Origin of the sequence: Fibrobacter sp. UWT3 (assembly GCF_900230125.1) — a bacterium.
GTDB lineage: Bacteria > Fibrobacterota > Fibrobacteria > Fibrobacterales > Fibrobacteraceae > Fibrobacter.
In genome coordinates, this window is sequence record NZ_OCSS01000001.1 from 666489 (window position 1) to 692192 (window position 25704).

The following is a 25704-nucleotide window of genomic DNA, read 5'->3' on the forward strand; positions in this document are numbered from 1 at the left end:
AAGGAGTAAATCATGACACCGCTATTCGTCATTCTCGTTGCTGTGGCATGGGCCGGCATTCTCATTCTTCTTGTTTACGGGAAGGACGGTGTCTCCATGGATTTCAAGCTGCTTTCAGATATCCGCCACGACGACTTCGACGGAAGGCTTGAAAGTGCCCGCAAGCGGAATGACGAGTTCGTGCAGATTATGCGCGATGCCGATGCGAAAGTTCCAAAGGAACGGAACTTCTTCGGTTGGCGATTTTCCAAGGGAGGGCAGTCGCCTACGGATACGCTCCTTTCGGAAGCCCGCGAAAACCTGAAGAACTCGTTCGACCTTCGAGGTCAGGAAAACCAGTCCGTTTTCTCGATGACGGCGGTTTTCTTGGGCATGGTGTCGGCATTTATCTACCTCGCAAAGCAACTGATGTATATGGATTGCATTGGGTTCTTTGTGCTGTTCCTTTCGGTTGCGTTACCTGCGCTGTTCTGCATTGTCGTATCTTCGACCTTCTTGCTGGAATCGTTCAAGCTTACATACAAGATTCCCGATTCCGCCGATGACGGCGTAAGGTTTCTGTTGCAGGGCAAGGATGCCGATGGTCGAAAAATTCCCGATTCCGAAAGCCATGACCTTGCATCCGAAATCAAATACAGGCTCATTGCCGAAAGTGCCGCTCGCTCGCTTGTCAACAGCGAATCGAATAAACTAAAATCACGCTGTTGGGCCACTTCACGCAAGTACATGAAAGTCGGCGGCATTTTCCTGCTAGCCATGCTCATAACCGCAGGGGCCTTTAAAGTAAGCATTTCCCCTTCCGGCGACATGCTCAAGCAAATTTTTGGCTGCTGCTAGCCCGATTTTACTCTTCCGCAACTTTCCATTCGCCGAGGGTGCGCCTTTCGGCGTCAAAGCTCACGCCAATCTTGAAGAGCCTTTTCGGCATTCCGTCCAAGGCTTGGTTTGCGGTATAGGGGATTAAATATCCTTTATCATCAATCTGTTTCAAAGCGTCATCTGCGGTGCCGTTCTTGTTTAATTTGAACTCGAACATATAGACCGCATCGGCAGTCTCGACAACGGCGTCGCTGTTGCCCTTAGAGAATTTCCGGCGGGGATTTACGCTGGAATAACACCGCAGAACTCTAATCTGCGTTGTCACTCTGTAGTGTTTGGCTTTCTTTTTCTGCCCGAATTTTCTGCGATTCCTTCAACACCTCGTCCAACGTAAAATCTTCCTGCGTAAAGAAAAAGGTGTTCTTGCCCAAGTCTTTGAGCGAGGCTCCGAAGTGGTAGGCCGTATCGTCGATAAAAAGGAATCGGTCGTGCATTCCGTAACTAGGCAAAACTTGCATCGGGCTGTCGGGATATTGCTCGTTGTAAGTTGCCAAGTCTACATCAAGAACCTTGCTCTTGTCATAGGTGTAAATAGTCACGGAAACGCCTTTTTCCCGCTTGAGCATCATGGTCAGAGTCTTCTCGGTCACATACCTATCGACAAGGACGATTCGCTTTTTAGCCTGTCGTATTAATGCGCACACGAAAACATAGGCGTCAAACTCTTGATTGTTGTAGTAAAGGCCCTTGGACTTGAGTTCACCGCGGTCCATTGCTTCAAAAACTTCGTCGAACTTGCGGTCATATTCAACGTTTTTACGATCTTGGTCGAGTAGTTTCGCTTCCACGTTTGAAAGCCGGTTGACGAGACCTCCGTTACCCATCATAATATGCCGCAATTGTACGGACGCCCGCATGATGGCGATGTTGACCCTGATTGCGGACTCGCTTTTTAGGACTGAAGATAGCATCGCTACGCCCTGTTCGGTGAAGGCTAAAGAACGGTATTTTGTGTGTTTTCCCTTTAAATTTTGCCCCTTTTTCTCTATGGTCGCATTTTGCGACCTTAGAAGTTGCGATTCCTCTAAAGAGAGTTGTATGCAGAAATCCTCAGGAAAACGCTCGATATTGCGCTTTACCTGCTCATTTATACGCTTCGTTTCCACCCCGTAAAGCGTCGCCAAATCGCGGTCAAGCAGCACCTGCTTGCCCCGAATGACTTGAATCATCTTTCCTACGCCTGACTCCACGAGCGGGTTTGCCGTTGCAATTCCCATTTTTTCTTTGTTTTTGTCCATATTTCCTCGTTTAAACAAAAAAAGACCGCATCCATATAATCCTCAAATACGAGAATTGATGATTATATGAATACGGTCGTTGGCAGGGATTGCCCGCCCACTATGTTTGCAGGGTAGAATATACAAAAAAGATGTGCAAGAAGACAAGGGGTGGACATGGGGGAGAATTGATTGAGCGGAAAATGATTTTTCGTGCGGCAAATAATTCAGCAATCATTGCTTGCTAAATTTAAAAACGAGATTGCAAAGATTCAGCAGGCGCGGCTTTACGCTCTAGGCGTTCGCCTAATGTTTTTCTATATTTTCGCCTAATGAAATTACCTGTCGTATGCATTATCGGGCGCCCGAACGTGGGCAAGTCCTCGCTTTTCAACCGCATCCTGGGGCGGCGTGCCGCTGTCGTTTCTGACCGTGACGGCGTTACCCGCGATAGGCATTACCAGACGGCGAACTACAAGGGCCACGAGTTTACGGTGGTCGATACGGGCGGATTCTTGCCCGACGATTCCATCGACGTGCTGGCCGATAGCGTCCGTGCGCAGATTTTCAATGCGGTCGAGGAATCCGACCTCGTGCTCTTCATGGTGGATGTCCGCGTGGGCATTACCAAGCTCGACCAGCAGTTCGCGCGCCTTATCCGCAAGCTCGACAAGAAGGTGATTCTTGTGGCGAACAAGAGCGAGCAGCAGGGCGACCGCCAGGAAAGCTACGAGTTCCTCAAGCTCGGTTTTGGTCAGCCCCGCACCATCAGTGCGCTTACGGGCTATGCCTGCCTCTCGCTCCTGGACGAGGTTGTCTCGATTCTCCCGACGCCGGTGCGTGGCGAACGCAAGGAAGAACGCCCCATCCGTTTCGCGATTCTCGGCCGCCCGAACGCGGGCAAGAGCACGCTGTTGAACCGCCTGCTGAACGAAGACCGCGCGGTGGTCTCTGACATTCCGGGTACGACCCGCGATTCCATCGACTGCGACTTCATTGTCGATGGTCAGAAGTTTGTGGTGACCGATACTGCGGGCCTCCGCAAGAAGGCGAAGGTCGAGGACGAAGTCGAAATCTTTAGTAACATGCGCACGCTCGAAAGCATCCGCCGCTCCGACCTCTCGGTATTGATGGTCGATTGCACCCGCGGGCTCGAAGTGCAGGACTTCCGCATCATTACCGAAATCCGCAAGGCGGGTAAGGGTCTGGTGCTCGTGCTCAACAAGTGGGATATCTATCCGGACAAGACGGAAAAGTCCTTCGACCGCATGGTGAAGGAAATGCTCGAACGCGAGCCGATGCTCGAGTACGTGCCGATTATTTCTGCAAGCGCCAAGGAAGGCCAGCGCGTGAACCGCATTGTGCAGGCCATCCAGACGGTGTATGCCAACTGCCGCCGCGTGCTTGGCCGTGACCGCGTCGCCGAAAGTTTTGCGAACTTCTTGCAAGAGAAGGCGCCCCCGAGCCACAATGCCCGCGTGGTGTCGCTTACCCGTGCCTGCCAGGTGATGGTGGAACCGCCCGTCATCGCTATCGAGACGCGCACGCCCGAACTCGTGGACGAGTCATACAAGCGCTACCTGCTCAAGAAGTTTTATGAGGAATTCCAGTTGCAGGGTGCGCCCCTGCGCCTGAATTTCGATCAGAAGTTAACCCTCAGAAAGGATGAAGAACTTGAACAGTTTACTGAGTCTTCCAATAGCGTACTTGCTGGGGTCGATCCCCAGCGCGATCTGGATCGCAAAACTCGCAAAGGGAAAGTCGTTCGACATTAGGGATTACGGCTCCAAGAATGCGGGCCTCACCAACACGTTCCGAGTGCTCGGCTGGAAACCGGCGCTCCCCGTGGTATTCATGGACTTGCTCAAGGGCTTCTTTGGCCCGTGGATTGCCATGCGCATGTGCGAATCCCAGGTCGCTGCCGGCGGTGCGGACTATTCCCACTGGGTTCCGCTTGTCGCGGGTATCCTCGTGATTCTCGGGCACAGCTTTACCTGTTTCGCGGGTTTCCGCGGTGGCAAGGGCGTGCTTGCTGCGCTTGGCGTGTTCCTCGCGCTCTGCCCGATTACCGCTCTCTCGGCTTTTGGCGTGTGGATTGTCCTCACGGCTTCGACCAAGTACGTTTCGGTAGGTAGCATCGGTGCCTGCGTTGCCCTCGGCGCCCTGGGCGTGATGGGGTACCTCAAGTTGCCCTTCCCGCCCGACGATATCAACCTCGGGCTCATGATTACCTGCCTTCTGGTAGCGGTTTTCGTGATTGTGAAGCATAAATCCAACATCAAGCGCCTTTTGAACGGCACCGAGAACGGTTTTGGCAGCAAGCGCAAGACTCCGAAGGCATAAATATTGTAGATTGTTGTAAGAATGATTGTCAGTGTCATTCTGAGCGCAGCGAAGCGGAGTCGAAGAATCTAAAAAGACCCATTCGACTTCGCCACGAAGTGACTTCGCTCAGGGTGACACGCAAGAGATTAGGAAAGATAATATGAAGGTTACAGTTTTAGGTACTGGTGGTTGGGGCCTGACTCTCGGTCAGGTGGTCTATGAAAATAAGTGCGAAGTTTCGTTCTGGACAAACTCGCAGGCCGAAGTTGATCTGCTTTCGACGGAACATCAGTACAAGGACAAGCTCCCCGGCGTAATCTTCCCGGCGGATTTCAAGTACACGACCGACATGAATGCAGCCCTCGACGGCTGTGACATGGTGCTTATCGTGGTGCCGTCGCAGTTCATGGGTGGAGTCGCGAAGAACCTGGGCAAGTGGACTCCGGCGAAGGGCAAGGAACCCATTGTGGTCTGCGCTACCAAGGGCATTCTCGAAGGTACGAACCAGCTGATGAGCGAAGTGCTGCTCTCGAACGTGCCGTGGCTTACCGACGACAAGATGGTCGCCTTCAGCGGGCCTTCGCATGCCGAAGAGGTTAGCCGCCATATCCTTACCGCGATTGTGGCCGCCTGCGTGAACGAGGAATCCGCGAAGCTCGTGCAGAAGGTGATGAGCTGTTCTTACCTGCGCGTGTACAGCTCTACCGACATCGTGGGCGTGGAACTCTGCGGTTCTGTGAAGAACGTGATTGCAATTGCCTCTGGCGTGCTCTACGGGCTCGAGGCGAGCGGCAAGTACAAGATTGGCGACAACACGCGTGCAGCCCTCCTTACCCGTGGCCAGGCCGAAATGTGCCGCCTGGGCAAGGCTCTCGGTGCAAAGTCCGAAACGTTTGCGGGCCTCGCCGGCATGGGCGACCTTATCGTGACCTGCCTTTCGCAGCACAGCCGCAACCGCTATGTGGGTGAACACATCGGGCGTGGCGAAACCATCGAGCAGGTGCTTGCCGGCATGAAAATGGTGGCCGAAGGCGTGCCCACTTGCAAGAGCACCAAGGCGCTCGCCGACAAGCTCGGTGTCGAGATGCCCATCGTGAACTCCGTGCATGCGCTCCTCTTCGAAGGCAAGAAGGTCGACGATGTCATCAAGGACATGTGGGGCCGCGAGCTCAAGGAAGAAGTCTGGGGCTAGTTTAGACGAAAGAACGGAGCTTCGCTCCTATAGACGAAAGACGATAGACTAAAGAACGGAGCTTCGCTCCTGCAGACGAAAGTTTTTCGCGAGACTAGAAACGGATTGATGCGCCGAAGTGGGCGGCAAACCCGCTTCTGAATATTCCGCCGGATTCAAGTCCGGCGTTTTTGTTTTTGGTGGGCGAAGCCCCTTCCGGCGATACCGTGCTGGCGCTTTCCGGAGTTTCCGTGCGCTCGGTATAATCCGTCTTGAATGGGACGATTTGCGTCGCGCTGGCGAAAAGCGAAAGATTGCGGAGAATTCCCTGGGTTTCGCGCTCCAGCGTAATCCCGAGCCCGGCGACGAGCCCGTAGCTCTCGAGCATCCACGACATGGAATCATTTTGCGCGCTGTAGCCTATGAACGATGTCGTTGAAGATGTCCTGTCAACTTCGATTTCGTCGTGGGTGTAGTATCCGTGCAAGTCGATGCGCGGGGAAACCTTCGTGTGCGTCGTGATGTTGAAACTCGGGTTAACGTGCCCTCCCAGCGTGACGGCAGAAAGGTCGACGTCCGCATCCACCAGGAAGTTCTTCTGCAAGAACGAGAACGAAAGCGTCTGCATGATGGACACGGGCAGCAGGCGGTTCGGGGCGAACGTCTCGAAGAACCGCTTCTTGTTCCGCTCCATGTGAATATCGGCCTTGATGCCGCGTGCATCGAGCCCGAAGGTCTCCTTTTCCCACTGAATACTGCCGTAATGCAGGCTTGCGTCTAGCGGGACGAACATGAAACGCTTGGTGCTGTTGTCGCGCCAGGTGTTCCCGAAAATGTTCACGTCGGCAGAGGCTCCCGCATAGTAGAAATCGAGCTTGCTCGTTTCGAAATGGTGCGCGTATTGTGCATCCCAGAGCCAGATGCGCGAGGAATCCTTGATAAAGTATTCCCGCTTTGCGTTGTACGGAGTCGTGCCGATGTGCTGCAGGCCTGCGGCAAGTTCGTTGCCTGCAAACCTTGCTCCGGCAGTAAATCCCTTGCGCAGGTATTGCGAATTCCAGTCGCCTTCGATAAGGTGGACCTCGTCGTTTTCGTTTTCGGATTCCCAGCGGATGGTTGCAAGTTCCGGAGCCCCACGCTCGACAAGTGCTGCCGCGTACAGCGAAGAATCCGCTGTGTGTATGGTGACGCTTGATTTTAGCGCCGGCAGGCCGCTTGCCGCTACGGAGAAAGTAATGTTCCGGAAGTTGGCCTGGATGCCCGCTGAACCGATTGTACGGTTGCTGCTTAAAGAAAGTTCCCAGCCGTCTTTCCAGAGCCCGTCTATGTGGTAATGCGAAAACGAGGCGAAAACGGAATACTTGTCGGCATGCGCCGTGTCCGCGACATTGCAGAAAGAACCGCTCAGTTCTTTGGTATCGGCATCCAGCAAAAAAAGCCCGCCACAATGGGCGAGGCCTTTTGTTTCACCATACGCCAATGGCGTTGCAAGGAGACTTGTCAAGCCTATGGCGCATAGCGATTTAAAGAAAGCATTCACTGCTGATTAATCAATGGCGAATTCGTTTTCTTGTTCGTCCCAGTCTTCTTCATCTTCGTAGTATTCATCGAAATCGTCGTCGATGGCGCCCTTGATGAATTCATCCCAGAAGGAGTCTACGGTCATGTCGGGGAAGATGCCGCCGAACGTGACATCGGGGAAGATGATAATCTTGCGGAGGTCTTCGAAGGTGTACTTCTCGATTTCGGAATCGACCATCTTGCCGTTGAGGAGGCCCTGGATAGTCTCGGTCTTGTTGCCGTCCTTGTCGGTAAAGTAACCGAAGTTGGGAACCTCGTTCTCGTAGAAGGCGACGGCGTACTTGATGGTGCCCTTGTCGTCCTTGCACATTCCTGCGGGGAGCGTCACGTCAGGAATCTTCCATTCGGTTTGGATTGTGGGCTCTTCACTGTTGAGCATGGCCCAGGGGTCGCCTTCCACGTAGCTGTTGACGACGAACTTGATCTTGCAACCGTCAGCAACGTAGCCGATTTCTGCTTCGATACGTTCAGGTTCGTAGATGTCCATGAAGATTGTTCCCGAGGTCTCGTCGTCATCCCATCCGTAGATTTGATTGCTTTCAATGTCGGGGTTGAACTTGTAGTATTCCTGTGCCACATACCCTTGCATGAATCTCTGGGCATATGCTTCTTCTTCCAAGTTTTCGGACCAGTAGAAACCGCCGTCCGGGTTCACCCATTCGGACTTGTCGTTCACCACGTGGTACGGCAGGAACTTCTGGATGCCGTCGGTATTCTCGAACCACTTGTAAGGCACGAACTTGATGGTCTTGTCTTTGCCGTAGTGAATGTCGAAGCCGGTACGGAGCTGCGTCTTGATGGTGCTCAGGGAATCGATGATTTTCTGGGCGTCGGCGGTACTCAGGTCGGCTTCTTCGTCGTCCCCCACGATGTAGAGGTCGTTCTCCTGGGTCTTGAGGCCGTTCTTTGCTTCTTCGAGCCCGTACTGCAGGCCGAACTGCACGTAGCTAATTGCGCTGTCTATCATGTTCGGGATGTTCTTGTATTCGCTTTTCCAGGAATCATGGATGCTTGTAAACTTGCTCTCTTTCCCGATAAACTTGAACAGGTGCTCGAAACCATGGTTGTCATAGTAGTTAACCTTGGCTTCTAAGTCCAAAAGGGAGTCAATCCAGTCGTATTTGCCGTTCTCGTCAATGTTGAGGTTAATGCTGGCAACTGCCGTGAGTGTCGCCTTGGCGGCGTACAATGCGGCAAGTACCGGGGCAAATTCACCGCGGTCGAGTTCAACATTGCGTTCGTCGATGTTGTAGGTGCAGGTGAACGCGTCGTCGTTCGCGATGTTCGTCATGTAGCTGATGGCGGAATCCAGCGAAGGGATAGCGGTTGCGATGGCGGCCTGCGCGTCGCTCACCAAGATGCCACGGAGTTCGTCGGTGGAATGGAAGGCGAGGTTGAAGGAAACCTCGGAAGAACCCATCATGTCGCGCGAGAAGAGTGATGCACCGGGCTTACCCGTGCGGGCAAGCAGCGTATCGACCAGGTTGTTGATTTTCTTGTTGTTCGCGATATCCGAGATGATGGATGCCGTGTAGGCGAGCTGCGCTTCGCAGTTGCCGGGATACTTCTTGAGGATTGCCTCGACGGAGGACTTTGTAGAAGCGCTCATTTCTTGCGCCTTGCTCAGGTCGCCATCCCCGAAGGTGGAATAGACGTCGGTGAGGTCGCTCTTGATTTTCTCAATTGTCGCCTTGTCCGCTTCGTCCGTAATTTCTTGGCAGCCGGCGGTGACTTCGACCTTGGTTTCGATGGGGTCGCTGGATATGTCCTTGCTTTCGGGACTGCTGCTAGAGTCGTCGCCGCATCCGGCGAGAATTGATAGGCAGCCAAGTGTAAGGATTGAGAGTAATTTGACTTTGTTCATAAAAAAAGGTTCTCCTTGTTTCCATGAAAATATAAAAAAAGAATAGAATGTGCCACTATTTTTTTATGTGACGTAAAAAATTGCCGATTGACGGCGCGTTCAAGGCGATAATGTGGTTACTTACGGATTTTTAGGAGCACGATTGCTCCCTGGGCTGCCTGGAATAGCAGTGGCAGGTAACTGAGCAGGGTGGATGCAAGTACTACGTCGGCAGGGATTCCGAGAAGCCCCGTGTAAAGGCTGACCTGCACGTTTTCGCGGATACCGATTCCGTTTATGGATATCGGGAGCATGGTAAATGTAACCATAATGGTGGTGAATACCGTTATGACGGCGATATCGACATCAATTCCTACGGCACGGAAGTAGGCGTAGTGGATAATGATGGTCACAATCTGCAACCATACGGAATCCAGTCCCGATAACCAGAACGCCTTCGGGTGGCTACGGTAGATGGCGAAAGCCTGTTGCAACTTCAGCAGGAACGGAACTTTTTGAACAAGTTTGTCTGGAATCTTGATTTTATCCAGAAATAGGCTACCGACAATGATAACCAGGGCTAATATGGCAACTGCGCTTACGGTGATGGTGTAATGGGCTGGAACCTGGTAGCGAATCAAGACGAACGGGATTGCGATGAAAAAACTGAGGAACATCGCGATAAGCCCCATGACACGTGATATCGCAATTGCCGCAACGGAGTTCGCCGTGTTCCCGAATTTGCGCCCGAATGCGACCGTCTTGACGGCATCTCCACCGAAACCGCTGGGGAGCAGGTTGTTGAAAAAGTAACCTAGCGCAATGTAGGCGTAAAAAGTGCGAAATTTGACTTTTTTCCCGTCCTCAAGCAATAAACCGCGCCATCGGTTTGCCTGGATTGCCATGAGAACGACGGTTAAGAACAAAATAAAGAGCAACCAGGGGAGAGCCGACGGCTTCCAGTTCGAAATTGCGTCAAAAAACGGGATTTTGTTCAGGATATACGCCAATCCCCCGACGGTAACGATGACTTTTATCGCCGTAAAAAGCATTTTTGTCAATTTTTTTCGATTGTCGGGTTGCATAAGCCTAATATAAAATATTATATTCAGTTGTAGGATTTTCCCATGAAGGGAAAGGAGGAAATAATGAAAAAATGGATTATGGTTCCTGCCGTGGCTTCGATGGCGATGGTTGGGATGTTTGGATGTTCGTCGGATTCGACGGACTCTAAATCTCCGGTTGCAATAGAGGGCGTGGAAGGGGCGTCCGGCGAGATTACTCTTGTGAGTGCTTCGGATGCGAAGGCTCACATGGCTATGTTCAGGCGTTCTGTTGTGGATTCCTGGCAGTTTGAATCTACTGAATCCGATAGCGCTTCTACGGGAGTCGATTCTGTTCTCCAGAACACGAACTTCGCAGTTGATGCTGATGTGACGGTCGAAGACGATTCTGTCTATACGGTTGCTTCTGCCGGTGTCGACGGCAAGGGTTTTGCCTGGATGGTCCAGGTTGAAAACGGTGCCGTCGTTTATTCCTGGCGCGAAAATGCCGAAAGCGAATGGCAGAAGTTCAAGACCGAAAAGCGCATTGAAAAACTCGAAAAGAACAATGTCCGCGTCGAACTTGCGGGTAAGGTCGTTGTCATTTTTGTGAACGGCAAAATCGAAGGCGCCTTCCGCAACGAAAAGTTCGGCTCCTTCACGATGGAAGGCTTGTTCACGGTTGGTTTCGACAAATTCGATATGGGAAAGTGCCATTGCCATAACGGCCATGTGGAACAGGTCGATGTGGAAACGGTCAACGAGATTGAGGATACCCCGATTGATTCTATCGAAGTGGTTGAACCGGTTGAAACGCCTATCGATACTATCGCCGACGGGAGCGACCCTGTTCCCGAGACGGTCTGGATTGCCGAATGGGACTTCAATGATGCCGAGAATGTCGGCCTCGACGTGACTGGTAACGGCCACAACGCGACCATCGGTGAAGGTTCGGTGGCTTCCACAGATGGAATTGCCGCTTTTGACGGCAAGTCTGGCTTTACCGTGGCCTTGGCTGACGATATCAAGATTAACGAGTTTGTTGTCGAGGCTCGCGTGAAGCCGACTCAGTTCGGTACCATGCAGAACATCATTGTGGCCGAGCCCCCCGGACGTGGTGTGGATGGCTGGCAGCTCCGCATTGACGAGGGTGTGCTGACAGTTCACCTGCGTGATGACGATCTCAACGGTGACGACTGGAATATCTTCCCGGGCAAGCGTATGACTCTTGGCGAATGGAATGTCATTCGTATGGAACGCAGTGCCGATAGTGTCAAGCTTTTCCAGAATGGCGAACTTACCGTTGCTGCCGCCTATACGGGTGATCTGACTCAGATGCGCTACAACTGGAGCATCGGTTTCGATGGTATGCAGCAGGCTTTCCACAACCGCTACTTCATCGGCGAAATGGACTATGTCCGCTTTGGAGCCTTTAACGGCTTTAGCGCAGGCGTGTTGCCGGTGAAGTCCAAGAGGCTTCTTGTTGCTTGGGAATTCAATGAACCTACGTTTATTGGCCTTGACCGCATGGCAAACAACTCTACGCACGATTTGGTGGGTAGCCCGAAGGTTGCCGATACGACGGTTGCGCTTGATGGCAGGTCTGGCTTGGAAGTTGGCCTCTCGAAGGTATTCCAGCGCAATACGTTTGCGATTGAAACCCGCGTAAAGCCGACCCAGTTTGGTGAAATGCAGAATATCATTGTTGCCGAGCCTCCTGGACGCTATGGCGACGGCTGGATTGTCCGCCTCGACAATGGCGTGCTGACGGTGCATTTCCGCGACGAGGATACTGACGGCATTACCTGGAATATTCTCAAGGGTGAAAAGCTTGCCCTGGATGAATGGACCGACATTCGCGTGGAACGTGGTGCCGAATCCATCAAGGTGTTCCAGAATGGCGAACTGACGGCTGAAGCTGAGACGACGGGTGATATCTCGCAGCTCGGTTACGACATCGGTATCGGTTTCGATGCCATGATGCAGGCGAAACACGACCGCTTCTTTGTGGGCGAAATCGACTTCATCCGCTACTACGGGCTGTAATACCTTGTTAGACGTTTAATCTATATTTGAAGGGACCTGTTGGTCCCTTTCCTTTTTGGGTGAATATGAAAATCGACGTAGGTATTATCAACTATAATGGTGGCACGGAACTTCTGGAATGTGTAAGGAGCTTGCTTGCGCAATCTGAACCTGTGCGTGTGCTTGTTTTTGATAATGCTTCTGCGGACGATTCCATACGTATTTTGAAGGAACAAAACTTAGACTGCACCGTAATTGAATGCCCCAAGAATCTTGGATATGCGGGAGCCTGTAATGGACTGCTCGAAAAGATGAATGCCGACATCCAGGTGCTTTGCAATATGGACCTGGAATTCGACCCGGCTTGGGCAAAAAACTTGCTTGCGTGTTTTGAACGCCACCCGGAAGCGGGCTCGGTTGCAAGCCTCGTGATGGAAAAGAGCGGGGTAGTGAATGCGGTTGGCGTGCAGTTCGGCGCGGACTTGTTTGCGAAAAACGAGGCGAGCGGATTGAACATTGGAGATGCCGATGTGCGCGAGAAGGAAGTCTTTGGCTGCTACGGCGCAGTGATGAGTTTCCGCAGGGCCGCCGCCGAAGCGGCCGGCAAGATGGATGCAAGCTTCTTCCTGTTCTTTGAGGAAACGGAATGGTATTTCCGGCATAACCTCGCGGGGTACAAGACGGTCTTTTGCCCCGAGGCAAATGTCTATCATGAACGCTCGATGACGACGGTGCGCTATTCCCCGCGCAAGCTGTTCTATTCCGAGAGGAACCGCTTGCGTACTGCGATTCGCTTGCTGCCATTTGCAGATATCGTGAAGTTGCCGTTCCGCGGGTTCGTGCGTTACCTGAACATGGCGAAGGGCGGCGTTCCCGGGCAATCGGGTGACGGGAAAAAACTCTCGAAGGTTGCCATTTGCGGGGCGCTACTGAAGGCTTGGTTGCAGGCATTGGCAATGCTCCCGCAGGAACTTTGTATTCGCAGGAAATACCGCAAACAGTTCGGCGATGTCGGCGCGAAGGTGCGCGCTATTCTTGAGATGTACCCGATTCGGCTCTGAAGTGGTCGAACATCTTCTTGAGTGTCGTGCGGATGTCGGTGCCTTTCCAGTACTTTTTCACGCGGGAGTTGTCTGCGCAGAGGTATGGTGTTTCTACCGGACGAACCTTCTCGGGATCCACGACGATTTCGATTTCGACGGGCGTGAATTTTAGAATCACGTTTTTCAGTAGGTCCTCGATTTTATTCGCGATGCCGGAACCCACGTTGTAGATGTCGAACTCGTTCTCGTTCTCGAGCAGCATGCGGTAGACATGCACGACGTCTTCCACGTCGGAGAAATCGCGCCAGGCGCTCAGGTTGCCCACGAAAATCTTGCCGGGCTTGCCCGACTTGTCGATTGCGGCGACCTGCTTCACGAAACTCGGGAGCGCAAACGTAGTTGTCTGCCCGACTCCGGTGTGGTTGAATGAGCGCGTGCACACTATTTTCATCCCGTATTTCTTGCGGTAGAGCTGCGCGAAGTTTTCTTGCGCAATCTTCGAGATGCCGTAGGGGTTGCTCGCTTCGAGTGGGTCTGTTTCCTTGAGCGGGGATCTGCCTTCGGGAATGGCGTATTCCTCGGCGCTCCCGATTAAAAGAGTCTTTGCCTGCGGAGCATGCTTGCGGATTGCTTCCAGCAGGTTGAGTGTTCCGTTCACGTTCACGTTGATTGTATCGGTGGGGCTTTTCCACGAGGCTCCCACCGAACTTATGGCGGCGAGATTCACGACGGCGTCGGGCTTGGCGCTTTCAATAAGCGCTTCCACCTGGCCTACGTTCTGCAGGTTCACTTCGGGAAGGTCCACCTTCACGGTGGAATGCCCTGCGGATTCAAGTTCGCGGGCTAAGTACCTGCCGACGAATCCCGATGCCCCGACGATGACGACCTTCATCAAATCTTTCCTTCGGCAAGGAGCTTGATGTCGCTATCCACCATGCGCTTGACCAGCTGCTCGTAGCTGATTTCGGGTTTCCAGCCGAGAACCTTCTTTGCCTTGCTTGCATCACCGATAAGTAGGTCTACTTCGGCAGGGCGGAAGAATTGCGGGTTCACCTTCACGACAACCTTGTCGGTGCCCTTAAGTGTGGCGTATTCGTTTTCGCCTTCGCCGTGGAACTCAATTTCCATTCCGGCGGCCTTGAAGGCGAGTTGTACAAATTCGCGAACCTTGTGGGTTACGCCTGTGGCAACTACATAATCGTCGGCCTGTTCCTGTTGAAGCATGAGCCACATGGCGCGTACGTAGTCGGCGCTATGGCCCCAGTCGCGGCTGGCATCCATGTTGCCGAGTTCAAGCACGTCCTGCTTGCCTGCCTTGATCTTTGCAACGGCGATGGTAATCTTTCGGGTCACGAATTCGGCGCCGCGGCGTTCGGATTCGTGGTTGAAGAGGATGCCGGAGCAGGCAAACATACCGTAACTTTCGCGGTAGTTCTTGATAATCCAGTGCCCGTAGAGTTTGGAAACCCCGTAGGGGCTGCGCGGGTAGAACGGTGTCGTTTCGTTTTGCGGAACGGCCTGCACTTTACCGAACATTTCGCTGGTGGATGCTTGGTATACGCGCGTGTCAGGCTTGCAGAGGCGAACCGCTTCCAGGAGCTTGGTGACGCCGATGGCGTTGATGTCGGCGGTAGAAAGCGGCGTTTCCCACGATGTAGTCACGAACGATTGAGCGGCAAGATTGTAAATCTCGTCGGGTTTCGCGATTTCCATGGCGCGCAGGAGCGATGCGGAATCGGTCATGTCACCAAAAATGAATGTAACCTTGCCCTTGAGGTGCTCAGCGTTGTTAAAGTCGAGCTTGCTCTTGCGGCGGACAAGTCCGTAAACTTCGTAACCCTTCTCGAGAAGGAATTCAGCCAGGTACGAACCGTCCTGACCGGTAATGCCTGTAATAAGTGCGCGTTTCATATGGTTAAATATAAATAAATATGAAATTACTAAATTGCAGGTATGGCTTTTGTTCATTTGCAAGTTCATTCCGAATTTTCCGTATTGAAGTCTTCTGCTCGCCTTGATGGCATTTTGGCTGCGGCCGCAGCCGAAAATGCCCCCGCCGTAGCCCTTACAGACCACGGCGCCATGTTCGGCATTCTTGAAATACAGACGCGCGGGAAGGACATGAACAAGGCTCGCAAGGAGAAGGGCCTCCCTCCGGTAAAGACTATTTACGGCTGCCACGTGTACGTGGATTCCCCGAGTGCAAGTGCGAAGGACCCGACCACTTATGAACGCCTGACCCTGCTTGTCGAAAACGAGAAGGGTTATTACAACCTGCTCCGTATTGTGAGCTACCGCTATGAGGAAAGCGACCGCTGGGCGGAAATTCCCTCGGTCCCGCTGGATGTAGTGAACCAGCACAAGGAAGGCCTGATTGCCGTTGCGGGCGATTACTTTAGCCGTTATGGACAGAACGTGGCATCGGGTCGCGAAGCCCAGGCTCGCGAGTACATGGACAATCTTGACAAGATTTTTGACCGCGAACACCTGTATCTTTCGGTTTGCGATAACGGAATCCAGCAACAGCGTGGTGTGAATGAATTCAATGTGAAGTTGGCGCAGGAGATGGGCCGCGAGGTTGTGGCGGTTGCCGACGTGCACTATATTAAGCCCGAAGATGCCACCGCGCACAAGGTGCTGCGCTGCATTTCGCTCAAGTGCACGTTGAATGACTTTACGGATGCGCGCTTCCCGACCGACCAGTTCTATTTCCGTACCGAAGAAGAAATGGTCAAACTCTTCGGGCATATCCCAGGGGCTATTGAGAATACGGTCAAGATTGCCGAGCGCTGCAACTTTACTGTCAAAACCGGTATTGGCGATGAGTTCTGGCCCAGGTTCAAGATACCGGAAGATTTCCTTGCGTCCGAGGAATACCAAAATATTAAAGCAATCATGAAGGCCGAATACGATGCGGAGTACCCGGAAATTCATGAACGTGAACGGTTGGGGATAATCAAGGATAAGGCGAAAAAATTGATAGCCGCCTATTGCGCCGAAAAGGGCGTCGACGAGAAATCCTTGACCGATGAGGAAAAGGCCGAATTCCAGAACCAGGCTTCGCAGGAACCCTTTACTGACGAAGACAACAAGGCTTGGGAAAAGAATACGCATCGCTGGTGTAAACCGGGTGGCGACGCCGATATCTACATCACGCACCTGTGTAACGAACGCCTCAAATGGCGATTCCCCGACGAAAACTTCAAGTTCCCCGCGCGCGAGACCGATGTGGCCAAGCGCATGTACAAGGAATTGAACTGTATCCGCAACATGAACGTGGCGGGCTACCTGCTTATTGTGTGGGACTTCATCAACTGGTCGCGTGATAACGGAATTCCCGTAGGCCCGGGACGTGGTTCCGCTGCAGGCTCGCTTGTTACCTACATCATCGGCATTACGGATATTGACCCGCTCAAGTTTGATTTGCTCTTTGAACGATTCCTGAATCCGGAACGCGTGAGCATGCCTGATATCGATACGGACTTTGCGGATAGGGACCGCGGGCGCGTTATCCAGTACGTGACCGACAAGTATGGCTACGATTGCGTGGGACAGATTATTACCTACGGTATGCTCAAGTCGAAGGCGGTGATTACTGACGTTGCCCGCGTCTTGGGGCTCCCGCCTGCCGAGGCAAAGCAGATTACAAAACTGTTCCCGCAGAGAACGCTGAACTTTAGCCTTGAACAGGCCTGGACGGGTAAAAAGAAAAATAAGAAGGGGGGAGAGGATCCTCTTGAAGATGGCTATAGCTCGGAACCCCTGCAGGCGCTCGTCAACAGCCGCGCCAGTTACCAGAACCTCTGGGAAATTGCGAAAAAGTTGGAGGATTTACCGCGCCAGACGGGCGTGCATGCCTGTGGTGTGGTGATTACGCCGACTCCGATTTACAACCTGGCTCCGCTTTACCGTGCCGCCCCTGCCGATACGCCTGTGGTGATGTACGACAAGCACTACGCCGAAGACATCGGGCTTTTGAAGATGGACTTCCTTGGCCTGATTAACTTGTCCATCATTCAGGACACGGTGAGCATGGTCAAGAAAAACCGTGGGATAGACCTTGATATGGGCCATATTCCACTGGATGACAAGGATACGTTTGACCTGCTCGGCAAGGGCATGACGACAACGGTGTTCCAGTTTGAATCTCCGGGTATGCAGAAATACCTGCGCGAACTGAAGCCGACGCGAATTTTTGACTTGATCGCTATGAACGCCCTGTACCGCCCGGGGCCTATCGACCAGATTCCGCACTTTATTGCACGTAAGAACGGCAGGGAAGAAATTGACTGCTATCACCCGGATTTGGAACAAGTTCTTGGTGAAACTTACGGCGTGATTGTGTACCAGGAACAGGTGATGAAACTTGCCCAGATTTTGGGCGGCTATACCCTGGGTGGTGCTGACAATATTCGCCGTATCATGGCGAAGAAGATGCCCGAAAAGATGGCGAAACTCGAGCCGGAGTTCTTCAGGAAGTGTGAAGAACGTGGTTACGACCATGCGGTTATCGATAAGATTTGGAAGGCGGTGCTCCCGTTCTGCGGATACGCGTTCAACAAGAGCCATGCCGCAGCGTACGCCTACGTGGCTTACCAGACGGCATACCTCAAGGCTCATTACGGTGCGGAATACATGGCTGCATCGATGACCTCAAAAATGGGCAAGACCGAAGATATCGTGACGATTATTCAGGAAAGCAAGCGCCTCGGAATCAAGGTGCTGACTCCCGATATCAATACGTCGTACGGTGTGTTTACGGCGAATCCCGAAGGCCAGATTCTGTACGGGCTCGCGGGTATCCGTAACGTTGGGCTTGCCGTAGTTGAAGATGTTGTTGCCGAGCGCGATAAACATGGCCCCTATAAGGATATTTTTGATTTCTGCAAACGTGTCGCGGAATACCAGGGTTCGTTCAGCGAAAAGCATCCGCCTTTGAGCAAGAAGGTGCTGGAATGCCTTATCATGGCGGGTGCACTTGATTCGTTGCCGGGTAGCCGTGCTGCGTTAATGGCTACCGTCGACCGTGCCATCGAAGTGGCCGCCAAGCATCAGGAAGACAAGTCGATGGGGCAGATGTCCTTGTTTGACTTGGGGGGCGCTGGCGGTGCGGGATTGGAAAATACTGCAGAAGTCCTTGAAGAAGCGGAACCTTGGGGCGATATGGAAATGCTCGACAAGGAACGCAACGTGCTGGGCATGTGCCTCTCGGGGCATCCGCTGGATGAATTCCGCCCCGAACTGAAGGGATTTACGACTGTTTCGCTGAATTACGATGACCTGCGGAAAAAGGTCGGGTCGCGCGTGGCGGTCGGCGGCGTTGTCACGCAGATGCGCTCTATCGAGACAAAACGTGGCGATACGATTGGAATCGGCATGATGTGTGATTTCCATGGGGATGTGGAACTCTTCTTCAAGAAAGATGACTGGGAACGTTTCCGCGACAAGATTTCCGAAGGCGATCGCATTTTGGTGAAGGGTGAACTTGAATTCAAGCGTGACAAGGAGCGCAAGCCTACCGAGGAACTGCAGATTACTGTGGAAGAGGCGATCCAGTTCGACACCGTGCGCAAAAGCATGGTAAATTTTGTCCATATAAGCATGGAATCCGGAATGATAACGGAGGAATTCCTCCAGAAATTGGAAGAAGGCCTGGCCGGTTTTGAAGTCTTTGAAGAAACAGAGCACGGGTGCCGCCTGGTATGCCATGTGGAAACGCCATCGGGCTTTGAACACATAATAAAGTTGAACAAGTACAAGGTCTACTATACGGTGGAACTGCTGAATTGGCTCCGCCAAGATATGGGACTCACGAAGATTTGGGCATCTCCGAAAGAGAATCGGTAAAATGCAGGCCAGACCGTTCGTTCTCTTTTGCGCGGGTGAAGATTCCGGCGACGTGCTAGGCGAAACCCTTGTCCGCCCCGCAGTAGAAAGCGGAATGAACGTTCTTGGAGTAGGTGGCCCGCGCATGCAGCGTGCGGGCCTTGTGCCGGTAGGGGACTACGAAACCTTGCCCGTATCGGGTTTCGGTGACGTGCTCCCGCGGGTCTTTCGCTTGAAGAAAATATTCTCGCATTTGGAATCGCTTCTGCGGGAAGATTCCTGCGTAGCGCTGGTCTGCATTGATTATCCCGGGTTCAACATGAAGTTGTGCCGCAGGGCACTCGCTTTAAAAAAGCCGGTCTTGTATGTGGCGCCCCCGCAGGTCTGGGCCTGGAAAAAGCACCGCGCCCGCCGCTTGAGGGGAGCGAAACTCGCGGTGCTCTTTAATTTTGAACGGCATGTTTATGAATCCCTCGGGCTGGGTGCCGAGATTCTGGAGCACCCCTTCTTGCGGGCGGTGGGCGCGCGTGCAATCAGCCCGAATTCGCAGGCAATCAGCCCGGATGTGCGCGAAACCCGCTTGAATGGCACGGACGCGCGCGAAGCCCGCCCGAACCAAGACGTAGTCGTATTGCCCGGTAGCCGCGAGTCGCAGGCTCTCCGCAACTTGCCCTTCTTTATGGAGGTTGTATCGCGGGTACACGCGCTTCACCCCGAAAGGAACTTCGTGCTTGTCGCATCCCGCGAATCGCTCAAAATGCAGTTTGAATGTGCGGCGGCAAAATTGTCCCCTGCAGGGAGTGTCCCTGCCTGGTTGCGCATTGATGTTGCCCCGCAAGAAGCCCGCGAACGCGCTACCTTCTATGCCCGCCATGCGGCAGCGCTCTGCATGCCGGGTTCCGCCACGCTGGAACTTGCACTTTCGGGCGTACCGCTCGTAGTTGCCGATGTGCTTGACCCGCTCACGTATTTCATCGGGAAACATTTCGTGAAAACGGATTATTTTGCCCTACCGAACGTGCTGCTCGGGCGTTCCGCATATCCGGAATTTTTTTTCACGCGGGGTGCATCCCGCAAAAAAGATAGTGCCGAACGTGTTGCGGAAACTCTCCGGAAGGCACTCGAAAATCCGCCACGCTCGACGGTAGCAGACCTGGTAAAGACCTTCGCCGCTTCAACGAGCGCCGAATCGTTAATGACGGAATTTCTTTGCGAGTTCGTCGAGCGTGATACGCATTAGCGTAGGAGCGCCGTAAGGCGACTTCAGCGGATTTTCGGTCGCCATCAACTGCCCCACAAGCATCGCCATTTCTTCGGGTTTGAGTTTGTCGCCCGCCTGGTACGCGTTCGTCTTGGACCAGGCCTTTGCAAGAGTATCCTGTACCACCGAAGCGTCGCCCTTGTCGCCGCTTTCGGCGCAACTGTCCAGAAATTCGTGAACCGCCTTTACGGCTCTAGATAACTTGAGTGCGCTCGGGATAGCTCGAATCTGGAAGGTGTCACCGCCGAAAGGCTCTACGAAGAATCCCAACTTGCGCAATTGCTCGTCGACGCTGGCAAAGATTTGCTTTTCGATCTTGCTGAATTCAATCAGTTCGGGGAAAAGCAGTTCCTGGCAATCAAGGTCTGCGCCCTTTTGTAGAATATTGAGCGCCTTCTCGTACAAGATGCGCGAGTGCGCCGCATGCTGGTCTATAATCAGCAGGCCTTCCGCGTCTTCGCCCGCAATGTAGGTGTCCGCAATCTGGAACAGGGTAGGAGCCTTCCACGGTTGCGGTTCTGGTTCCGGAGCAGGGACGTTCCCTTCACTTGGTTCCAGCGAAATGATTTTCCCCGCCTCGGGTTGCGAGAACAGGTCCTGCACGTCATCCGAAACATCGTAGCGGGTTGCCTTGCGGGTCTCCTGTATGCCTTGCTTGTAATTCGGAGCGACTGGCTTGTAGAGAGGTTGCGCGAACGAATTGTCCGGCAAATTTTGTGTATCGCCCGCCGAACCGGGAGGCGTGGTTGCGCTTACGTTGTTTGTACTTGGGGTGTCAAATTCTCCGCTCAGGTCAATAAACGGGGAATTTGCCTCCAAGTCCTTCTGGAACGTATCGCGAATGGCGTGGTTCACCACCAGGAATACGAGGTTCTGGTTCGCGAATCGCACTTCGCGCTTTGCTGGGTGGACGTTCACGTCGAATTCGGTATCGGGCATGTCGAGGAACAAGACCGTTACCGGCTTGCACTGCGCACCGTAGGGTTCGTAAGCCTGCGAGACCGCTTTCCCAATCATCTTGTTTTCAATCGGGCGGTTTCGCATGAACAAAAACTGGTGGTGGCGTTTCCCCTTGGTTTCGGTCGTGGGGGAGATATATCCCGTAACATGGATGCCCGCCTCGGTATAGTCGACCGGCAATAGGCTCTTTGCAATCCCGGAGCCTATTGCCTCGGCAAGTCTCGAACGCAGTTCTCCGGGGACGCCTATGAACACGCTCTTTTCGCCCACCTTGTAATCAAAACGTATCTCGGGGTGTGAGATGGATGTTTTTATGATTACATCGAGAATCTTTGTTCCCTCGGAGGTTTCGCTCCCGAGGAAGGTCCGGCGCACAGGCGTATTGAAAAACAGGTCTTCGATAAGGAATGTGGTGCCATGGCCTGCGGCGTAGGGTTCTTCGCTTTCGACTTGCCCGCCCTTGAGTATAAGCCTTCCTCCGTCGCCGTCTTCGGTAGAGGTCGAAATGGTCATTTTCGAGATGGCGGCAATCGATGCGACGGCTTCCCCGCGGAATCCATTTGTTTGCAGGTGGAACAGGTCGTCCGCCGTATACAGTTTGGAAGTCGTGTGCCTCAGGTAGCACAGGTCAAGGTCTTTCTTGCCCATGCCTTTGCCGTTATCTACAACGAGAATCTTTTTTTTGCCGCCTTCTTCGATTTGCACCTGTATACGGGTGGCCCCTGCGTCGATGGAATTCTCTATAAGTTCCTTTACAGCCGACGCCGGACGCTCAATAACTTCGCCCGCAGCGATTTTATTGATTATTTCATCCGGTAAAAGGTGTATTTCAGCGGGTTTCATGGCACAAATATAGCCAAAACCATTATTTAGTGCTTGTTTTTTTGTTAAATTGTCATTGGATTCCGGTTAGAGGGTCTAACAAAAAGCGAGGTTAGAATAGTGATTTCGAATTTCTTCATGCAACTGATTCACATCGAACTGTTGACTTCATATTCTGTGAAGGATTTGCTCACGCTTATGCGACGTGACCCGAGGTTCGATGTCAAGTTGGTGAACGACCTGTTTTTTGAAGGTTCCCTTATCGATGAAAATTCGCACCGCTTTATTGCCGATAATATCGTTTCGTGGCTGTATGAGCGTGGCGAAAATCCGGATGAGTTTATTGAGCGGATTGTAAAGCGCTGTGCTGATTTTGAGGCTGTTCCGGCCCGTAGCGTGTTGCGCACCTACCTGCCGTTCGTGTCGCAGTTCTACCAGACCCAGGACGTCCGTGCGCTTTGCCTGGAAACTATTCCGAAGCGTTACCCGTTCCTCACGCACGCCTCTATTCTCAAGGATTCAACCGAAAACGACATGAGGAATATGTTCCTCGCCTTCCGGTTTGAAACTCCGGGTGCGCTAGTCTCGAACCCCATGCGCTGGATTCTCGGCATGTTCCGTGTAGGCCCGCTCCTCCTGAACACGCCTGCATACGAATACATGGAATACGAGGCTACCCAGACTTCGTTTATCGAGGCCCTTGAAGGCCGCGTCGAAGCAGAAATGAAGGATGGCAACGTCTACATTGGAAACAAACTTGTGGGTCGGACCGCCACCTTCGGTGAGTGCCTCGACAAGCTTGGATTTGAGTGGGAAAATACGCCTGAACGCGATGTGGGCTGTGTGCTGGCTCTTGAAGACCTGCGTGACGAAAAGACGAATTCCGTACTGCTCCGTAAGGGCTGCTACTATGGTACACCGAGCAACATCCTCGATGTGCGGTTCAAGGCGAACGTGATTACCTCGGAACCGTTCCTCAAGTTGATGAGCTCTGTGGTGAAGCAGGAATTTGATGCCTGGAAGCCGGTGCAGAAGGCCCAGGAACAGCTGCTTGGAGCCATGAACGATTCCGTGGAAGTGGTTTACTACAAGAGCGACGACTCCATTTCGGTGAACCGCAAGCACCTGATGCGCAATGTGCCCGCGAGGATCCTGCGCAACTTGCTCCGCGAATACACCGCGACCGGCTGCGAAGAATACGAAAACCGCGAATTCAAGCGCGATCCGTCGATTTGCATGGACCCGCTCCGCCCGAACTTCGAAAGCCGCCTGAACCGCGTGATTGCGCATATCAACGGCACCGACGAGAAGGACGGCAACAGCGAAGGCGTCAAGAAGTACTTCGAAATTGAACGTCACCGCCGTGGTGGGTTCAGGTTCCTCCCGAAGTGCAAGATAGTGTTCCGCGAAGAATAATTTTACAAAAAAGTTTTGAAATCGCGCTGAACTTTAGTTATATTTGTAAATGTTGGGATGGTTGAAAGGTAAATCCTATCTATTTCCATCATAGCTCCCCTCCTGATGGGATTAAGGTTCCGGAAACCGCTCAATTTTTTCTCCTTCTTAGGAAAGGGCCCCTCACGGGGCTCTTTCTTTTTTTCGTAAAACGAAAAAAGAAAAGCCCGTGAAACAAGTTTTGAAATGCTTGTATAAACTGCTGCTGGGAGGGGCCCCAGCTCGGAGTGGACGCCTACGGCGTCCGTGGCTGCACTCGGTCATGCCGGCCTGCAAGCAGACCGTCGCGACCCTCGTTTGCGCACTACTGCGAAGTCCGCTAAACTCAAAAAAATAGCCCGCAGCGATGCGGGCTATAAACGTTTTATTCCAAGTGCGAGCAATTATTTATTTATCGCAGCCAAAAACGCGTCCTTCTTTTCTTGGAGGAATTCCTTGCTGTTGTACTTGCGGATGCGGCGGAGGGCCTGGTCACGCAACTGACGAACACGTTCGTGCGAGATGTTCATGGATTCGCCCACTTCGCGCAAGGTCTGCGGGGCTTCCTGGTTGATACCGAAGATGCCGGTGATGACCTTCGCTTCGCGTTCGGGCAACTGTTCCATCAAGTCGCGGGCGAGCATTTCGACGCTCTGGATTTCGGAATCCGCTTCCGGGTTCGATGCTCCGGTATCGGGCAGAACTTCGGCGTACGTCGCCTTGGAGTCGGCCTTCAGCGGGCTATCGAAGGAAACGCCGCGCTGGCCAATCTGGATGAGTTCGCGAATTTCTTCGTTAATCTCTTTACCGCGGGACTGCTCGTGCAAAGCCTTGCGCACGCGGAGGTGCTGGTTTGCCGGCAGGCGGATGAGGTTACCCTGCTCGTTGATGGCGCGGGTAATGTAAGCCTTGATCCACCACACGCCGTAACTGATGAACTTGAGACCGCGGGTGTGTTCGAACGACTCGATGGCGCGCACGAGGCCCATGGCGCCTTCGCTCACCAGGTCCGGGAGCGGAATGGGGCAGCCGCGGTACTGGATGGCGACCTTCAGCACGAAACGCATGTTCGCGGAGATAAGTTTCTTGCGGGCTATCTTGTCACCTTCTTTTGCTTTCTGGAAAAGAATCTGCTCTTCTTCACGGGAAAGGGGAGCGGTCCTTCTAATATCTTCAAGGTAACGCTTGAGTGTGGTATCGGTGGAATCTATATGCATTTTATTTCCTTGCCCCTTAAATATCGCTTTTTTTATTAGCAAGTAACGTGCCAAAAGTGTAAAATTTTCGTGGGTTTTAAAAAAATGTTTATTTGGCGCGAAAAAAGACGGTTTAGGGACCTGTTTTTGACTATTTCTTGTCCTGTTTTCTAGAATTTGGTTACAAAATGTAACAAATGTCACGAATTTTGTAAATAGGGATGGCGGTAAATAGAGCAGAATCTATCTCATACAATACTCTCCTTCTGTTCTATTTTCGTATATTTTGCCCGTTATGTCAATTAAAGAACCCGATCAATCCGTATGGAACCGTTTTTGGCAGCGTAAAAACGACATGGACAAGGTGTATCCCTCGTCTCCGTCGGTGCTGAATGCTATTAAGAAGAACTTTAAGCTCCAGGGGCTAAAAATCCTGGAGGTGGGTGCGGGTACGGGTCGAGACAGTGCGGAACTTGCGAAGCTGGGGGCGGATGTCTACGTTCTCGACTTTGCTGAAAACAGCCTCAAGATTGTCGATGCGCTTCGTGCGCGTGAAAACCTTTACGATAACTTGAAACTCGTCCGTGGCGATGCGTTCAAGGCGCCCTTCCCGGACAACACGTTTGATTTGGTATTCCATCAAGGGCTGGCCGAACACTTCAAGGATTCGCTCCCGCTCATCAAGGAAAACTACCGTATATTGAAACATGGCGGGTGCTGCCTTTGCGATGTGCCGCAGACGGTGCACCCCTACACGGTCATCAAGCATATCCTGATTGCGATGGACAAGTGGTTTGCCGGCTGGGAAAAGCAGTTTACCATGGGACAGTTGAAAAAGCTCATGGTCGATGCCGGGTTCAAGTGCGAATATGCCTACGGCGACTGGATGCGCCCGAACCTGTTCTACCGCATGCTTCGCGAACTCGGGTTCAAGCTCGGGGTAGAACTCCCGAAGTACCCGCTCAACGGCACCGCGTACCAGAAGGCGAAGGATGCTATCCTTGATGCGCTGAAGTCTGTGCCGGTAATGCATTACACGCAGCTCTCTATTGGAGTCATTGGCCGCAAACCCTAATTT

General features: G+C 52.8%; 19 protein-coding genes. 10 read left to right on the top strand and 9 right to left on the bottom strand.

From position 1 onward, the window contains the following. Nucleotides 1-12: 12 nt before the first annotated feature. Nucleotides 13-837: a hypothetical protein gene (locus tag CRO08_RS02775; protein ID WP_097034956.1), complete on the top strand. Its 825-nt coding sequence runs from the start codon at nt 13-15 to the stop codon at nt 835-837. 7 nt (nt 838-844) lie between these two features. On the opposite strand, the gene CRO08_RS02780 is transcribed toward CRO08_RS02775, so the two are convergent. Together CRO08_RS02780 and CRO08_RS02785 are read right to left on the bottom strand one after the other, a co-directional pair. Further along, the gene (locus CRO08_RS02780; protein WP_097034957.1) at nt 845-1144 is read right to left on the bottom strand and encodes a PD-(D/E)XK nuclease domain-containing protein; all 300 of its coding nucleotides are present in this window, start codon (nt 1142-1144) and stop codon (nt 845-847) included. Next, a complete protein-coding gene (locus CRO08_RS02785) occupies nt 1128-2117 on the bottom strand; it encodes an ORF6N domain-containing protein (RefSeq protein WP_097034958.1) in 990 nt (329 codons plus the stop codon). The genes CRO08_RS02780 and CRO08_RS02785 overlap by 17 nt, the downstream gene beginning before the upstream one ends. A 311-nt stretch (nt 2118-2428) precedes the next feature. On the opposite strand from CRO08_RS02785, the gene der reads away from it, so the two are divergent. The 3 genes from der (at nt 2429) to CRO08_RS02800 (ending at nt 5613) form a co-directional block, all read left to right on the top strand. After that, nucleotides 2429-3871, top strand: a complete 1443-nt coding sequence (der, locus tag CRO08_RS02790) for a ribosome biogenesis GTPase Der (protein ID WP_097034959.1) — start codon at nt 2429-2431, stop codon at nt 3869-3871. Continuing rightward, nucleotides 3804-4439, top strand: coding sequence for a glycerol-3-phosphate 1-O-acyltransferase PlsY (gene plsY, locus CRO08_RS02795; RefSeq protein ID WP_176495037.1), 636 nt, complete (start codon nt 3804-3806; stop codon nt 4437-4439). The genes der and plsY overlap by 68 nt, the downstream gene beginning before the upstream one ends. A gap of 142 nt (nt 4440-4581) precedes the next feature. After that, entirely contained in the window at nt 4582-5613 is a 1032-nt protein-coding gene (locus CRO08_RS02800; RefSeq protein WP_072813577.1) for an NAD(P)H-dependent glycerol-3-phosphate dehydrogenase, read from the top strand. A gap of 94 nt (nt 5614-5707) precedes the next feature. Here the strand turns inward: CRO08_RS02800 and CRO08_RS02805 are convergent, their stop codons facing one another. From CRO08_RS02805 to CRO08_RS02815, 3 genes are all read right to left on the bottom strand, one after another. After that, nucleotides 5708-7024, bottom strand: coding sequence for a hypothetical protein (locus tag CRO08_RS02805; RefSeq protein WP_097034961.1), 1317 nt, complete (start codon nt 7022-7024; stop codon nt 5708-5710). Nucleotides 7025-7138: 114 nt separating this feature from the next. Next, complete coding sequence (locus tag CRO08_RS02810) at nt 7139-9037, bottom strand: hypothetical protein (protein ID WP_097034962.1); 1899 nt, start codon at nt 9035-9037, stop codon at nt 7139-7141. A 116-nt stretch (nt 9038-9153) separates the two neighbouring features. After that, a complete protein-coding gene (locus CRO08_RS02815; RefSeq protein WP_369684788.1) occupies nt 9154-10101 on the bottom strand; it encodes a lysylphosphatidylglycerol synthase transmembrane domain-containing protein in 948 nt (315 codons plus the stop codon). A 63-nt stretch (nt 10102-10164) separates the two neighbouring features. Between CRO08_RS02815 and CRO08_RS02820 the strand changes: the two genes are divergently transcribed. Together CRO08_RS02820 and CRO08_RS02825 are read left to right on the top strand one after the other, a co-directional pair. After that, the gene (locus tag CRO08_RS02820; RefSeq protein ID WP_097035706.1) at nt 10165-12105 is read left to right on the top strand and encodes a LamG-like jellyroll fold domain-containing protein; all 1941 of its coding nucleotides are present in this window, start codon (nt 10165-10167) and stop codon (nt 12103-12105) included. A 65-nt stretch (nt 12106-12170) separates the two neighbouring features. Continuing rightward, entirely contained in the window at nt 12171-13145 is a 975-nt protein-coding gene (locus CRO08_RS02825; RefSeq protein ID WP_097035707.1) for a glycosyltransferase family 2 protein, read from the top strand. Here CRO08_RS02825 and CRO08_RS02830 read toward each other — a convergent pair. After that, nucleotides 13114-14019 carry a GDP-mannose 4,6-dehydratase gene (locus CRO08_RS02830; RefSeq protein ID WP_097034963.1) on the bottom strand — a complete coding sequence of 302 codons (906 nt, stop codon included), beginning with the start codon at nt 14017-14019 and terminating at the stop codon, nt 13114-13116. The two genes, CRO08_RS02825 and CRO08_RS02830, sit on opposite strands and share 32 nt — an antisense overlap. Beyond that, nucleotides 14019-15038, bottom strand: a complete 1020-nt coding sequence (gene gmd, locus CRO08_RS02835) for a GDP-mannose 4,6-dehydratase (protein WP_072813590.1) — start codon at nt 15036-15038, stop codon at nt 14019-14021. The genes CRO08_RS02830 and gmd overlap by 1 nt, the downstream gene beginning before the upstream one ends. A 42-nt stretch (nt 15039-15080) precedes the next feature. On the opposite strand from gmd, the gene CRO08_RS02840 reads away from it, so the two are divergent. Together CRO08_RS02840 and CRO08_RS02845 are read left to right on the top strand one after the other, a co-directional pair. Further along, a complete protein-coding gene (locus CRO08_RS02840; RefSeq protein ID WP_097034964.1) occupies nt 15081-18974 on the top strand; it encodes a DNA polymerase III subunit alpha in 3894 nt (1297 codons plus the stop codon). A 1-nt stretch (nt 18975) separates the two neighbouring features. Continuing rightward, entirely contained in the window at nt 18976-20193 is a 1218-nt protein-coding gene (locus CRO08_RS02845; protein WP_097034965.1) for a lipid-A-disaccharide synthase, read from the top strand. Here CRO08_RS02845 and mutL read toward each other — a convergent pair. Next, a complete protein-coding gene (gene mutL, locus CRO08_RS02850; RefSeq protein WP_097034966.1) occupies nt 20146-22017 on the bottom strand; it encodes a DNA mismatch repair endonuclease MutL in 1872 nt (623 codons plus the stop codon). The two genes, CRO08_RS02845 and mutL, sit on opposite strands and share 48 nt — an antisense overlap. Before the next feature lie 99 nt (nt 22018-22116). Between mutL and CRO08_RS02855 the strand changes: the two genes are divergently transcribed. After that, nucleotides 22117-23412 (top strand): hypothetical protein, encoded by a 1296-nt coding sequence (locus CRO08_RS02855; RefSeq protein WP_097034967.1) that lies wholly within the window; start codon nt 22117-22119, stop codon nt 23410-23412. A 422-nt stretch (nt 23413-23834) separates the two neighbouring features. On the opposite strand, the gene CRO08_RS02860 is transcribed toward CRO08_RS02855, so the two are convergent. Continuing rightward, nucleotides 23835-24647, bottom strand: a complete 813-nt coding sequence (locus CRO08_RS02860; protein ID WP_072813607.1) for an RNA polymerase sigma factor RpoD/SigA — start codon at nt 24645-24647, stop codon at nt 23835-23837. A 274-nt stretch (nt 24648-24921) separates the two neighbouring features. Between CRO08_RS02860 and CRO08_RS02865 the strand changes: the two genes are divergently transcribed. Beyond that, on the top strand, nt 24922-25701 hold the full coding sequence (locus CRO08_RS02865; RefSeq protein WP_097034968.1) for a class I SAM-dependent methyltransferase: 780 nt from the start codon (nt 24922-24924) through the stop codon (nt 25699-25701). Nucleotides 25702-25704 lie beyond the last annotated feature (3 nt).

Bases quoted from the DNA above. Each gene is read 5' to 3' on its own strand.
- CRO08_RS02810 (WP_097034962.1), bottom strand. From the start codon at position 9,037: ATGAACAAAGTCAAATTACTCTCAATCCTTACACTTGGCTGCCTATCA.
- gmd (WP_072813590.1), bottom strand. From the start codon at position 15,038: ATGAAACGCGCACTTATTACAGGCATTACCGGTCAGGACGGTTCGTAC.
- mutL (WP_097034966.1), bottom strand. From the start codon at position 22,017: ATGAAACCCGCTGAAATACACCTTTTACCGGATGAAATAATCAATAAA.
- der (WP_097034959.1), top strand. From the start codon at position 2,429: ATGAAATTACCTGTCGTATGCATTATCGGGCGCCCGAACGTGGGCAAG.
- CRO08_RS02845 (WP_097034965.1), top strand. From the start codon at position 18,976: ATGCAGGCCAGACCGTTCGTTCTCTTTTGCGCGGGTGAAGATTCCGGC.
- CRO08_RS02830 (WP_097034963.1), bottom strand. From the start codon at position 14,019: ATGAAGGTCGTCATCGTCGGGGCATCGGGATTCGTCGGCAGGTACTTA.
- CRO08_RS02865 (WP_097034968.1), top strand. From the start codon at position 24,922: ATGTCAATTAAAGAACCCGATCAATCCGTATGGAACCGTTTTTGGCAG.
- CRO08_RS02785 (WP_097034958.1), bottom strand. From the start codon at position 2,117: ATGGACAAAAACAAAGAAAAAATGGGAATTGCAACGGCAAACCCGCTC.
- CRO08_RS02840 (WP_097034964.1), top strand. From the start codon at position 15,081: ATGGCTTTTGTTCATTTGCAAGTTCATTCCGAATTTTCCGTATTGAAG.
- CRO08_RS02775 (WP_097034956.1), top strand. From the start codon at position 13: ATGACACCGCTATTCGTCATTCTCGTTGCTGTGGCATGGGCCGGCATT.
- CRO08_RS02825 (WP_097035707.1), top strand. From the start codon at position 12,171: ATGAAAATCGACGTAGGTATTATCAACTATAATGGTGGCACGGAACTT.
- CRO08_RS02800 (WP_072813577.1), top strand. From the start codon at position 4,582: ATGAAGGTTACAGTTTTAGGTACTGGTGGTTGGGGCCTGACTCTCGGT.
- CRO08_RS02815 (WP_369684788.1), bottom strand. From the start codon at position 10,101: ATGCAACCCGACAATCGAAAAAAATTGACAAAAATGCTTTTTACGGCG.
- CRO08_RS02860 (WP_072813607.1), bottom strand. From the start codon at position 24,647: ATGCATATAGATTCCACCGATACCACACTCAAGCGTTACCTTGAAGAT.
- CRO08_RS02820 (WP_097035706.1), top strand. From the start codon at position 10,165: ATGAAAAAATGGATTATGGTTCCTGCCGTGGCTTCGATGGCGATGGTT.